Here is a 13643-nt window from a genome sequence, read left to right on the forward strand (position 1 = left end):
TTCTGTGAATTTTCCTTGAATATGCTGAAAATCCCTGTGAATTCTCCATTAATTCCTGCGAGTTTTTCTTGGCCCGGTTTTTCGGGTTCCGGTTTTAAAGCCCCATTCTTTTTAGGAGCGGGTCTTTTGCCCCGATTTCCCTGAAGGCCCGCTCCCTGCGCCTGCAGCTCTCACAGCTGCCGCAGGGCTTTTTTCCACCGTGGTAACAGCTCCAGCTGTATTCCAGGGGGGCTTTTGCTTCCAGGGCTTTTCTTACGATTCCGGGCTTGTCAAGCTCTATTAGTGGGGCAAGCACCTTTACCCCGTTCTGGGTGGAGTAGGAGAGGCATTCATCAACGGCCCGGACGTATTCAAGGGAATTGTCCGGGAAGGTCCCGGCTTCTTCCCCGTTAAAGCCCACGATAAGGTATTCGCAGTCCCGACTTTCGGCAAAACTGGCCGCAATGTTCAGCATGACCCCGTTCCTGTTGGGGACCCAGACCGCCTTTGCAGATGCTTCTGTAATTCCCGCAGGCGCGCTTCCAGAAATGTCTTCAATGGACAGTTCCGGAACTTCCGCATCCCTGTTCACCAGGGAGCTGGAGGTGATCCCGGCAAGCCAGTCCAGTTTTATTACCTGCTGCTCTATCCCGAAATGTTCGCAGACCTTTTGCGCGTATTCGATTTCCTGCTCTGCGGAACGCTGCCCGTAGTCAAAGGTCAATGCCATGTCAATTTCAAGGCTTTCCGCAGCAATCGAGAGGGCAGCAACCGAATCCAGGCCGCTGCTGAGGAGGGGTATCGCTTTCATCCGTGATCACTGAATCAATTGTAAAAATATGCTTCTTGAGCCGTATTTCAGTATTCTATATGTCCCCTGTATATATTCTTTAAATGTTCTTCTGATACTCTTCAAATGCTATTCTGATATTCTACAAATATTCTCTGGATAATATATCTGTAGTGTTGAGATCTATTATTTAAAGATAGCTGTTCCTGCAGAGGCCTCCGAGTAGCTCATTAATGGCCTCTGAATGAGGGTCACTATGGGTTCTGAATGACTTGAAAGTTCATGGATGGGTTCTGAATGACTTGAAGATTCATTTATGGGTTCTTAATGGCTTGAAGGTTCATGTATGGGTTCTTAATGGCTTGAAGATTCATGGATAGCTTCAGAATGGCTTGAAAGTTCATTGATAGCTTCATAATAACTTGAAGATTCATGTATGGGTTCTGAATGGCTTGAAGGTTCATGGATGGGTTCTTAATGGCTTGAAGATTCATGGATGGGTTCAGAATGATTCCTTTTTCGTAATTTTGTAGCGGTGGTTTTTGTAATTGGGCCTGGTTTCGGTGGATTCATTTTAGGTGATTCATTTTAGGTGATTCATTTTAGGTGATTCATTTTAGGTGATTCATTTTAGGTGATTCATTTTAGGTGATTCATTTTAGATGATTCATTTTAGGTGATTCATTTCGGTGGATTCATTTCAGGTATGGGCAAGATATTGTCCTTAAAGGAAGGCTCTATGGCCCTGAATAGCTTGTTAACGGCATGAACTCAGGGTATCTCTTAAATCCCAGTAGGTCTAATATTATGTAGGAGGTGGGAATGCTTGATCGGAATAATGTCGGATTCACATGACAACCTGAAAGCAATCCAGAAAGCGGTGGAATATTTCAATAAAAAGCAGGTAAAAGCAGTACTTCATGCAGGGGATATTGTTTCTCCTTTCACGGTGAGGGCTTTTAAAGATCTGGAACCGAAGCTCTATTTTGTCTTCGGGAACAACGACGGAGACAGGGTAACCCTCACGAAATGGCTCGAAGAAATTGATGCAGTTTCCTGCGGGGATTTCGGAGATCTGACCATTGATGGGCTTCATATCGCCCTCCTGCACGGGACAAATGAGACCCTGGTCAAAGCCATTGCCGAGTGTGAGGTCTTTGATGTGGTTATACGGGGGCACACCCATGAACCCGGAGTAAAAATGATTGACGGGACCCCTGTAATTAACCCCGGGGAATGCTGTGGGGTTCTTTCCGGAAAAGCCACTGTTGCAACCGTTGAGATCACTAACCTGAATGTAGAGATCACGGAACTGGACCTGGACTGAGCTTTTCAGCCTTTCTTCCAGTTCTCTTTTAAAAAACGTTTTTCAACACCTATTTTCAACACCTTTTTTCGGCTTCTTTTCCGGATTCGGTCCTGCTTTTCCCACAGCATCTGACCGGTTTGCAGGTCACAATTGGAAATTCCATGCTTCTGCAAAAAATAGTAAGTTATAAGTTCTTGAGGATATACTATTTCAATCCATTTTGAAACAGCTTATTTCAGAGGTTTAATATCATGGAAGCCGCGGAAAAAAATGCTCTTGAAGCTCAATCTGGAACTGAGAAAGGACATGATGCACCTTCAAGGGGAAACGGGGGAACCCTTATTTTTGCCTGTTCGGGCCTTTCAAATACTGGAAAGCTCACCATGCAGGCTGCCAGCACTCTTGCTTTCAGGAGGCCTAACGTGTACAGGGCTGCAGCTGCACACAAAGGGGCTGATGCTGCCGAAGATGCGCTCTCCGAAGGTTTCAGGGTTCTTGCCCTGAACGGCTGTGAGGACCGCTGTGCCACGAAAAAGCTCGAGGAAGCGGGCTTACAGGCCGATTGTTCCCTTATGGTCACGGAACTCGGGATTGAAAAAACCAGGCCTTCGGACATAAAAAACGAATATGTTGAAAAAATTATCAGGGCGATTCGGGAAGTGTGAATGCCTTTTCCCCCTTGTGGTCTTAAAAATGAGTGGGGAATAAAAAGCTTGTGAAAAGCTTGTACACTTCTTTTCCCGCTTTTTTTCAGCTTCCTCTCCTGAGGATTGCGGTCAGTTCGTCTGCGTTTGGCATCCTTTCTTCGATCTTTGCGCAAACGGCTTCTATGTCGTACTCGAGGCGCAGGAGTTCTAATTCCCCTGTTTCGGTATCAAAGACCGCACAGCCCGCCCGGGTGTCCCCGTCTCTTGGCTGGCCCACGGAGCCCGGATTGATTATGGTTAGGTCCCCGAGTCTTCGGTTAAGGGGGGTGTGGGAGTGGCCTATTATGAGGATGTCGGCATCTACCGGTTCTGCTGCTTCCTCGATCATTTTCCGGATTTCTTCGTCCGGGGTATCGGGTTTTATGTACTCAAACATGGAACGGGGGCTGGCATGGGTTAAAAAGAGCTTCTTTCCGTCGATCTCTTCCTTGAGGACGAGAGGGAGCTTTTGCAGGTACTCCATCTGGCTCTCGTCAAGGACTTCCCAGGTATATTCCCTGGTCGCAATGGAGAGGTGCTTGTACTTGTAGCCGCACTGGCAGTCCATCTTGAAGGCAACGGCATTGTCGTGGTTGCCCCGGATTGTAGGGATTTCTTCTTTCCGGAGGAGGTCAATGCATTTGCCCGGGTCAGGCCCGTAGTCCACGATGTCCCCGAGGCAGATGACACGGTCGTGGGGGACTTTGAGGACGGTCTGCAGGGCTTCGTAGTTGGCATGGATGTCTGCGATTAAAAGGAGTTTCATAGTTTTTTATTTCTCCTCTAATTTTTTATTTCTCCTCTAATGATATATTTTGCTTTCTATTTAGTTAACGGTGTTATCTTATATATTTTCCTAGCCCTGCGGGTAATGGATGTGAAAGGTTTGAATAATGAGAAATATTAGATGTTTGGTTATCGGGGGCCTGATTATTAGAGACTTCAGGTGTGGAAAAATCAGATTGGAAAATCAGATTGGAAAATCAGATTGGAAAAAAGTAAGTGGGGGCAATGGGGTATTTTTATATGTTGATTCCCCGCACACCCACTCCCACAACCAGCAGCTTTGTTTCCATCGGGGGATGGGTCCAGCCGTCGGGGGACATTGTCTTTTTCTCAACGGAGATTTCAACCTGTTTTCCACTCAGGCCGCAATCTTTCATGTAGTCTGTGACCAGTTTTTTCCCGAGTTCGGTTGCGGTATCCAGGGCTTCGACGTACTTTTCGAACTTCAGGCGGCCTGTGGGGGAGAAGACCAGGAAGTTTCTGTCAGGTTCCGTGAGGCTTTTGGGCCGGATCAGGATTTCCACTCTTTTGATACCCTTTCCAACAAGAGCTCCCACGGCGTTTCCTACTTCGGCGTGTTCGGGGACAAGGATGTCGGCGTCTACAACCCCCTTCATTTCTTCCCTAAACGCCCGGACCGGGCCTCCGAGCAGGACTACCGGGACATTAAGTTTGAACTGGGCGGGAAAGCCCCCGTCAAGGATTTTTTCCACGGAACTTTTCGGGACTCCTTCAAGGATATAGGAGAGCAGGTGAAGGGTCATATTCCGTGCGACCCTGTGTTTTACTGTGCTGCAGAACTCGTGTGGGGTCATGCGCATGAGGCGGGCAAGGCGTTCGGCCCCTACCCGGGAAGCTTCTTCGTTCCAGTCCGTGTAGTCTCCGAGCACGTGCATGGCATCTGTAGGTGTAAAGGCGATTGCCTGGACAAGCCTCTTCTGGATGAGGGAGTCGAAGACCTGGGGCATAGGGTCTTTTTTGATCAGGAGGGCGATTTCCGGGACGGATACGGGTTCGCTTCCTATCGCGTCCAGGATTTCGGCTTCGGCTTTACTGAGTTCGCCTGCAGGGTAGCCCGAGCGCACGAAAAACTTTGTAGGCTGGATGTTCTCGCAGAGGTCTTCTCTGGGGGGGATGGGCGTCCTTTTGAGAGTATTCAGGAATTCCGGATATTGCACCGCTGCCACACAGAGAGGCACGACCCTTCTCGGGCCGATGAAAAGTTCTCTGTTGCATGCCCAGACGTGACTGTCCCCGCCCGTGGCTGTGGTCTCCATGCGGATTGCCCTGACCCGGGTCTTCCAGCCGCCCACAACCGCTCCTTCATCGCTCAGGTCCGGGACGCCGGAGCAAATCGAGGAGATGTCCGTGCTTGTTCCTCCCACGTCCACCACGGCGCAGTTTTCAAGCCCTGAGAGGTAGGAGGCCCCGACAAGGCTTGCCGCGGGCCCGGAAAAGATGGTCTCTATGGGCTTTTGCAGGGCGTCCCTTATCCCCAGCACCGAGCCGTCGCACTTGAGCATCAGGAGCCTTGCGTCAATGCCCCGGGCTTTGATGTCCGTTATAATGGACTGCACGAACTGCCGGGTTATGGGGATTAGCTGGGCGTTCAGGAAAGCGGTTACAGCTCTTTCGTAAGCCCCCAGTTCCTGGGAGAGTTCGTGCCCGCAGACCGCAGGAAGGCTTGTTAGCTCGAGGATCCGGTCCCTGGCTCTCAGTTCATGTTCGGGGTTCCGGGTGCTGAAGTAAGAAGAGATGGCAAACGCTGAGACCTTGTCTTTTACCTGCAGGGCAAATTTCTCGATTGCGCTGAGGTCCAGGGGAGACACTTCTTCTCCGTTATGGTTGTGCCCGCCGCCGGCGAAAAGTACGTGCTTTGTCGGAAGTTCCTTTTCAAGGGGGTGGTCCCCGATGAGAATCAGGGCTACCGGAAAACCGGTCCCTTCGAGAATGGTGTTAGTTGAAAGGGTTGTTGAAACCGAAACCAGTTTTACGTGTTCAAGGTACTCCGGTTTCAGGCTATCAATTACGTTTTTTATGCCGGTCAGGAGGTCGGGATAGGTGGTGAGTGCCTTATTGGAATCGACAATCTCGCCGTCAGAATCCCTTATAAGCACCGCATCGGTGTAGGTGCCTCCTGCGTCAATGCCCAGGCTGTACTGCATATTAAACTCCTTTTTGACTCTGTTTTTATTTGAATGCTTGCTGCATATTGGTTGTGTAAAGTTTTGTGATAATAAAGTTTTATGGTAATTTAGGTATCTCGAAAAATAAATAAAAGTAACGGACCCGGGTTCTCACTGTGAACTATCAAATCGGCATCAGAAGCCCTGCAAGGCTGATCCGGGTGTATTGCCGGGTGAAGTGAGCCTGGTGAATAAGCTTGGTAAATAAGCCTGGTGAATAAGCCGAATAAACTCTGGGAATAATTCATGTGAATAAGCCATGTGAGTAAGCCGAATGAACACGGTGAATACTCTCTTTGAATAAGCCGGGCGAATGAGATCAGAGATGATCCGGGCTAAGCGTGAAAAAGAGAGTTCAGAAAATAAAAGTCCGATTTCATCCCTGAAACTATCGGTATAACATGTTTTTTCATCGATTCTTCGATTTATGGGGTTTTATGCTTCAGGATGATCTCAATAAAATCTTGTGTTTCTCTTTTTACATCCTCACTGCATACTATTGCAGAAATTGCAACCAGGCTGTCAGCCCCGCTTTCGATTACATTTCTGCAGTTCTCTTTGTTTATTCCGCCGATAGCAACCACAGGAATTTTTATTGCATTTTTAACTTCCCTTATCCTATCAGGCCCAATTCCCTTTCCCGCATCTTTTTTAGTTGAAGTATCGAATATAGGACCAAGTCCGACATAATCAGCACCTTTTTGTTCTGCTTCAATTGCCTCGTCCCTGTTATGGACGGTAAGGCCAATTATCTTCTCGGCACCAAGAAGTTTTCTTGCAATATCAATTGGCATATCGTCCTGGCCTATATGCACCCCATCGGCGCCAGCCGCTAAAGCAACATCAATTCTGTCATTGACCAGAAATATCGCATTATCTCTGCATATTTTCTTGATTTCAGATGCCTCGTTAATCATTTCTTTTGTGTTTTTGTTCTTCTCCCGGTACTGGATAATCTTGCAGCCCGATTCAACTGCATCCCCTACATCGGATAAAGTGCCTTTCCTTGAGAGTTCGGAATCCGTCACAAGATAAAAGTCAATCTCGTCTAACAGGAATTTTTTCTGGTTCATAAATTTCATCTTTATTATTGATTAAAATTCTCCGGATACTTTTAATTCCGGGATTAACATTCTTCAAAATTCATCTTATTTTTTACGGTTTCATCTGAGAGGTTGAATGCCTCATCATACAAATTCACCTTGAAACTTCCCGGACCGTTTGATTTTTCGGCTGCAAGTTCTCCTGCAACTCCAAAGTAGCACAGAGCATCCCTGGACGCGTCACAATAATCAGGATTTACTGCCGCAAATGAAGCAATTATTGATGCTGCTATGCATCCGGTCCCGACAATTGACCCCATTAACTCATGCCCGTTCTTTACAATAAAAGTCTTTTCCCCATTACTTATTATGTCTGCTTTTCCTGTCATCACAACGGTGCATGATTTTGATTTTGCAAGTCCTTTTGCAACCAGTCCGGGATCTGCGTCTATTGAAGTTGCTTCAACTCCTTTTGTTGCGGCGTTTTCGCCTGACAGTTTTGCGATTTCGGAATAGTTGCCTTTGATAACATCAATCTGAACGGAATCAAGGATTTTCGCAGCCATGTCATCCCTGAACTTCGTAGCCCCGACCCCTACGGCATCGAGTACTACCGGGATCCCCTTCTCATTTGCAGCAGTAGCGGAGAGAATCATAGAATCGATAATTTCAACTGTCAGGGTCCCGATATTAAGCACAAGAGCGGATGAGATCTTTGTCATGTCAGCACATTCTTCGGGTGCATGAGCCATTACAGGAAGGGCACCGATCGCTCTTGTCATATTTGCGCAGTCGTAAATGGTTACCCAGTTAGTGATATGATGTATCAGGGGTTTTGTTTCCCTTATTGTTTTTAGCGGGTCTTTCATGATATTCCTCGATAAACGTTTTAAGCGCTTCTTAGTCTGTAATCCGGCCAGGGTGCCAGATCCCACAGCATGTTGTTCCTGAAAGAAAATTCTAAAAAGCATTCATCCATTGCAATTGGAATAAATGGTTCCGATTTACCATCTTCAACATTGCCGTATAACACTTTTTATAATCTGAGCGTAAAACCCGGGTCTTTATTTCCGGGAGCTAAGCGTCACTTAACCCTGCTAACGTATGTAACTTTCTGCTGTTTCTCTACTAATGTTTTCGATGGCACATCAGAAATATCCCTTACTCTAAGTGTGTTTACTTTGATTTTTGGGTCACTTTCAACAGATGTCTTTTCAAGGGAAGTCGGAACATCTGAGGGAAGTACGTTCATAATTAACCTTCTGGGGCCTCAGGTTAAAATTAAAATTTAATTTGAGGTCAAGTAGGGGTTAAAATTAGAATTTAATTTGAGGTCAAGTAGAGGTTAAAATTAGAATTTAATTTGAGGTCAAGTAGAGGTTAAAATTAGAATTTAATTTGAGGTCAAGTAGAGGTTAAAATTAGAATTTAACTTTGAGGTCAAGTAGGGGTTAAAATTAGAATTTAACTTTGAGGTCAAGTAGGGGTTAAAATTAGGGCTTAATTGGGGGGTCAAAGTGACCCCCGAAAACCCGGATTATGGGAGGTCTGGCTAATAAGAGGCCTGGCCAATGAGGTGTCAGGCCAATAAGAGCTCAGGCCGGGATTTTACTTGCTTTTTTGAATTTTTGTTTCCCGGCATGTTTTCCACCATCTCTGTTTTTCCAGTTTCCTCCTTGTTTCCGGCCTTCTCCCTGTTTTCCACCATCTCTCTGTTTCCAGTTTCCTCTTGGCCTATCATTTTTCCTGTTCTTTCCCTGGGCAATGTCCACAAAGGGTTTTCTTCCCTTTTTCCTGTTTTTAAACATACCCAGCAAGATTTCGGCCTGGGCGAATGGGACGGATACGAAGGAAAAGTGGGGGAAGATCTCGATATCTCCTATTTTCATATCTTCTTCCCCGGCTTCGTTCTTTATGAAATCGCAGAGCTTGGTCGGAGTCATGTCGTCGGCTTTGCCCATGGCTATGAAAAGCCGGGTTTTTCCTGTTTTGTCGACATAGGAATTGCCGTTGATTTCCGAATAATTGCTCTCGTCGAAGGCGTCCTTGAAAGTGTATTTCAAAAGGGAAGCCAGGACCATTTCTTCGGGATATTCTTCCAGAAGGGTTTTGCTCATCTCAAGGAAGTCCTCGTGTCCACCTTCTTTTATGATGGCTTCGAGGTCGTTTTTCACCCTTGCTTTCCTGGCTTTTATAACGTCTTCTATTTCGGGGAGCATACCTTTTTTGATCTGGGATTTCGCACTCTTTTTTATGTAAGTCAGCCTGCGGTATTCCTTAGATGTTACAAAGGTAACTGCAGTCCCCTGTTTTCCTGCCCTGCCAGTTCTTCCGATCCTGTGTACGTAGGACTCCGGGTCCTGGGGAAGACTGTAGTTAATTACATGGGTCAGGTCCATGATGTCGATTCCCCTTGCTGCAACGTCGGTTGCCACCAGGATGTTGAGCTTCTGTTTCCTGAAATGGTTCAGGATCTTTTCTCTTTCCTGCTGGCTCATATCCCCGTTAAGGGCATCAGCGGCATAGCCTCTGTCCCCTAGTTTCTGGGCAATCTGGGTGGTGTCGTTTTTTGTCCGGCAAAAGACCAGTCCGTAGAACTCCTCTTCGATATCGATAATCCTGCAGAGGGCTTCGAACTTATCGCCTTCCCTGACTTCAAAATAGATCTGCTCGGTCAGGTCCGTGACAGTTTCCATGTTACTTACGGAAACATGCTCGTAGTTTTGCATGTACTTCCGCGCAATGCCGAGGATCGGTTTAGGCATTGTTGCGGAAAAGAAGAGCATCCTTTTTTCAGGCCCTGAAGCCTTCAGGATTTCCTTCACATCATCGATGAAACCCATGTTCAGCATCTCATCGGCTTCGTCAAGCACGAAGTATGAAATGTTGTCAAGTTTCAGGCTTTTTCGCTGGATGTGGTCAATGACCCTTCCGGGGGTTCCCACAACGATGTCCACTCCGCTTTTCAGCATCCTGAGCTGCCGGGTCATGGACTGTCCCCCGTAGATCGGAATGATCTGCAGGTTCTTTCCTCCTTTAAGGGAGTTGAGTTCTTCCGAGACCTGAATTGCCAGTTCCCGGGTAGGGGTCAGGATTATTGCCTGGACCTTTCCTGTTTTTTCAGGAATTTTTTCGATAATGGGGGCCCCGAATGCTGCTGTTTTACCGGTCCCTGTCTGGGCCTGTCCGATAATGTCACATTCTCCTCCCAGGAAGAGAGGGATAATTTTTTCCTGAATAGGGGTTGGTTCTTCAAAACCTTTCTTTTGTAGGGCTTTCAATGTGCTTTCCGAAAGTCCAAGTTCCTTAAATTTTGCTAATTTTTCCATGTACTCACTCTAAGTTGACAGTATTTTTATTCCGAATTTGATAGCGATCCCGCTTTCAAATATGCTGGTTCCGAATTTTGCCGGTTATGACATCTTTTGAAGCATACCCTGCAGTCTAACTTACGACAGGTCTTTCCCGTAACAGTTAGAACCACCTGTTCCATAGGACAGGTTCTCACAGGCTCTTTTCCGATTTCCACTTGCCCCAATCAAAACCAGGCATGAAATCCAGCTGAAGGTTCCAGGCATGAATACCTGATGAAGCAGCCGTATAAATGTCTAATATCAACGGCCCGGTGAATAGTGATTAAAACCAGGAAAGTTCAGTAGCAGTATTAACAAAACTTAAACAGCAAAAATATGAGTTTTTTGGATAAGTTCCGGCTATTACTTTTGACTTTTCCCCTGGATGCAGACAGGTACGGGGGTAACCTGTATTCAAATATAAGCTATCTCCTACAGGAGTTACCTGTATATAACTGTTCTCCATCCCTGCCCGGGTTCCGGTCACGGCTTTTTTGTCCGAATATCCGTGAACAGGAAATCCAGGGTCAATGGGCAGAAAATTCTCTTTCCGAAGACCCGATTTGTCCGTATAGAAGAGTCCTGTGCAAAAAATCTTAAAACCCTGTTGCAGGTCCCCCTCTACAGAATCTGATGCGGATAATTCCCGGTCCCCGGGTACCTTCGGGATATCAGGTGCCTTTGAGTTTTAGTCTGTTTTTAATTCACTTATCGAATACATGAGCAGGAACACAATGGCCGCAATAAATGCCCCTTCTAATTCCGGTATATAATTATTCGAGATCATTGCTAAGAGGGTAAAAACAAAACTGAGTATAACTAATGTATAGTTATTCATATATCAAAATAGTCTTATCAATATAAATTCTTTTTCGTATGTCTTCCGGATTCTGACTCTTAAGATCGTTTTTTTCGATATATCATTCTGGTGGAAAACCTGCTATTGTATCTGTTTTTTTGGATTGGAATTTTGTCTTTTAATTCCTGGGGAGTTGTGAAAAGATAAGAATTAAATGAATTTATAAAAGTTGTATTGTGGTTTAATCGTATATCTCACTTCCCCCAGATGGCTTTTCAATTTTCAAAATTTCTCAAGATATCGTTTTTTCTGAAAACTACCCTGGTTATTCAAATGTTTATTTTTGAAATTTTAGGATTCGTGCCTTCATTGAAAGCTTCCAACTTCTATTTGCCGAAGTTCAGTTGAGATAATAATTGAGGATTTTCGAGCAATTATCCAAAAACGATAGCAATAAAAATATTATTCTCTAAAGGATCTCTGCGGAAATTCGGGTATATTAAAAAAAGTTCCGGCATTGCTGCCGGAAAAATACTGTTTTTATATATGGAGTGTAAAACCCCCGGGCCTTTAGCTCAAGGGCAGTTCACTCGTTTACGCATTTACTTTCTTGTGCATTACGTGCTGGTGTAGTGCATTAAGTGCTGGGATATTCACACGCCCGGGCATTTATGCGCTTGCGTAGTCTCCCGTGCCGAGGAAGACCAGTTTTGTTTCCATGGGGGTCTGCCAGCCGGCCGGAAGTATGTCTTTTTTGTTGATGTCGATCTGGATCTTTTCAGGGTCCATGCCAGAGTCGGCCATGTAGTCCAGGATAAGCTGTTCGCCGAGCCTGTGGGCGTGGTCGAGGGCTTCGTTGTAGAGTTCGAACCTTTCCCTGCCTTTTTCGGAGAATACAAAGAATTCCATGTCAGGAGCTGCCATGGAAACCGGGCGGATCAGGATCTCAGCCCTGCGGACTCCTTTTGCGGCAAGGGCTCCGACGGCGTTTCCTACATCTGAGTATTCCGGAACCACGATTTCGGCATCAATGATTTTGTTCAGTTCGTCCAGGTAGGCGGAAACAGGACCTCCTATCAGGACCACAGGCATTTCAACCTTGAATTTGGCGGGGGAATCGATATCGAATATCTTTCTTATCTCGGTTTTCTCGATTCCCTCCAGGAAGAAGGAGATCAGTTCCGAAGCCATGTTTTTGGCAAATTCTCTCTTAATGTGCAGGGCAAATTCTTCCTTACTCATATCCGAAAGGGACCCGAGCATTTCCGCACCGATTTCGGAAGCTTCCGTTTCCCACTGGGAATAGTCCCCGAGCACGTGCAGGGCGTCGGTGGGGGTAAAGCCTATTGCTTGGATAAGGCGTTTCTGGATCAGGGAGTCCAGGATATAGGATGCAGGGTACTTCTTGCCCAGGCGGGTGTACATCTCGGTAATTGATGTGGGGGTCTCGCTGATCACGTCCAGGAGTTGCTTTTCCCCTTTGCTGATCTCGATTGGTTTGTACCCTGTCCTGATGTAGAACTTGGTGGGCTGGACGTTGACCCCCAGGATCCCTTTAGAGGGTATCGGGTTTGCCTTAAGCTGTTGCAGGAAGCCCGGGTAAAGCACCGCAGCCCTGCAGAGTGGGATTACCCGGCGGGGACCGATTGTGATCTTTCTCTCTTTGACCCAGACATGGCTGTCTCCACCCATTGCCGAGGTCTCCATCCTAATTGCCCTGACCCTGGTCTTCCAGCCGCCAACGGCTGCTCCTTCTTCGCTCATCTCGGGGATTCCGTTTTTGATCAGGGAGATGTCCGTACTTGTGCCTCCCACATCGATCATGGCGCAGGTCTCGTTCCCGCTAAGGAAAGCGGCTCCTACAAGGCTGCCTGCAGGGCCTGAAAAGATGGATTCGATGGGTTTTTCGAGGGCTTTTTTGATCCCGACGACGGACCCGTCACACTTGAGCATGAGGACTTTTGCGTCCATGCCGCGGTTTTCTATTTCCTTTCCCACGGTCTGCATGAATTTCTCGGAGATCGGGATCAGCTGTGCATTGAAGAAGGCGGTCACAGCTCTTTCAAAAGCCCCAAGGTCCTGGGAAAGTTCGTGGGCGCAGACCACGGGGAGGCCCGTCAGTTCGAGGATGGATTTCTTTACAGCAACTTCATGTTCGGGGTTTCGAATGCTGAAGTAGGATGAGACTGCAAAAGCTGAGACCCTGTCTTTTACATTCAGGGCAAACTCCTTTACGGCTTCCAGGTCAAGGGGCTCGGCTTCTTTCCCGTTGTACCCGTGCCCTCCTTTCACCTGGGCATAATGGGGGGTCGGAAGTTCCTGGTTGATGTCATAGTTCCCGACAAGGACCAGCCCCACGGGAAAACCGGTTCCTTCAAGGATGGTGTTGGTGGAAAGGGTTGTGGAAACAGATACCACCTTTACGTTCCTGACATACTCTTCATCCAGCCCGTCAATTGCATTTTTGATCCCTTCGAGCGGGTCCGGATAAGTCGTAAGCGCTTTACTTGCGGCGACAACGGTGTCGTCATTGTTATTCACGATAACGGCGTCGGTATAGGTGCCTCCTGCATCGATGCCAAGGCTGTAGTGCATGAGTGATAGCTCCTTTTTTGTTTTTTATTGTTCTCGTGTCTTGTGTGCTGAATAGGATATGTAAAGAAAGTTAATATTCCCCTCCTTACATATACTTTTCTAATTTATTTTGTCACT

General features: G+C 46.7%; 10 protein-coding genes. 2 read left to right on the forward strand and 8 right to left on the reverse strand.

Annotated features, from left to right (window positions below; genetic code table 11):
- Nucleotides 1–94: 94 nt before the first annotated feature.
- On the reverse strand, nt 95–790 hold the full coding sequence (queC, locus tag MSMTP_RS03280; RefSeq protein ID WP_048177807.1) for a 7-cyano-7-deazaguanine synthase QueC: 696 nt from the start codon (nt 788–790) through the stop codon (nt 95–97).
- Between the two features lie 805 nt (nt 791–1595).
- On the opposite strand from queC, the gene MSMTP_RS03290 reads away from it, so the two are divergent.
- The gene (locus MSMTP_RS03290) at nt 1596–2096 is read left to right on the forward strand and encodes a metallophosphoesterase (RefSeq protein ID WP_048177809.1); all 501 of its coding nucleotides are present in this window, start codon (nt 1596–1598) and stop codon (nt 2094–2096) included.
- A gap of 233 nt (nt 2097–2329) precedes the next feature.
- Nucleotides 2330–2743 carry a putative zinc-binding protein gene (locus MSMTP_RS03295; protein WP_082090479.1) on the forward strand — a complete coding sequence of 138 codons (414 nt, stop codon included), beginning with the start codon at nt 2330–2332 and terminating at the stop codon, nt 2741–2743.
- A gap of 85 nt (nt 2744–2828) precedes the next feature.
- Here the strand turns inward: MSMTP_RS03295 and MSMTP_RS03300 are convergent, their stop codons facing one another.
- From MSMTP_RS03300 to MSMTP_RS03325, 7 genes are all read right to left on the reverse strand, one after another.
- Entirely contained in the window at nt 2829–3530 is a 702-nt protein-coding gene (locus MSMTP_RS03300; RefSeq protein WP_048177810.1) for a metallophosphoesterase, read from the reverse strand.
- A gap of 256 nt (nt 3531–3786) precedes the next feature.
- Entirely contained in the window at nt 3787–5715 is a 1929-nt protein-coding gene (locus MSMTP_RS03305; protein WP_048177811.1) for a hydantoinase/oxoprolinase family protein, read from the reverse strand.
- Between the two features lie 446 nt (nt 5716–6161).
- A complete protein-coding gene (gene thiE, locus MSMTP_RS03310; protein WP_082090705.1) occupies nt 6162–6809 on the reverse strand; it encodes a thiamine phosphate synthase in 648 nt (215 codons plus the stop codon).
- 53 nt (nt 6810–6862) lie between these two features.
- Nucleotides 6863–7648, reverse strand: a complete 786-nt coding sequence (gene thiM, locus MSMTP_RS03315; RefSeq protein WP_048177813.1) for a hydroxyethylthiazole kinase — start codon at nt 7646–7648, stop codon at nt 6863–6865.
- A gap of 215 nt (nt 7649–7863) precedes the next feature.
- A complete protein-coding gene (locus MSMTP_RS18910) occupies nt 7864–8031 on the reverse strand; it encodes a hypothetical protein (protein ID WP_156153661.1) in 168 nt (55 codons plus the stop codon).
- A 343-nt stretch (nt 8032–8374) separates the two neighbouring features.
- Nucleotides 8375–10108: a DEAD/DEAH box helicase gene (locus tag MSMTP_RS03320; protein ID WP_082090480.1), complete on the reverse strand. Its 1734-nt coding sequence runs from the start codon at nt 10106–10108 to the stop codon at nt 8375–8377.
- A 1492-nt stretch (nt 10109–11600) separates the two neighbouring features.
- On the reverse strand, nt 11601–13526 hold the full coding sequence (locus MSMTP_RS03325; RefSeq protein WP_048177814.1) for a hydantoinase/oxoprolinase family protein: 1926 nt from the start codon (nt 13524–13526) through the stop codon (nt 11601–11603).
- Between the last annotated feature and the right edge of the window lie 117 nt (nt 13527–13643).

The sequence above is a fragment of the Methanosarcina sp. MTP4 genome (assembly GCF_000970045.1).
Taxonomy (GTDB): domain Archaea; phylum Halobacteriota; class Methanosarcinia; order Methanosarcinales; family Methanosarcinaceae; genus MTP4.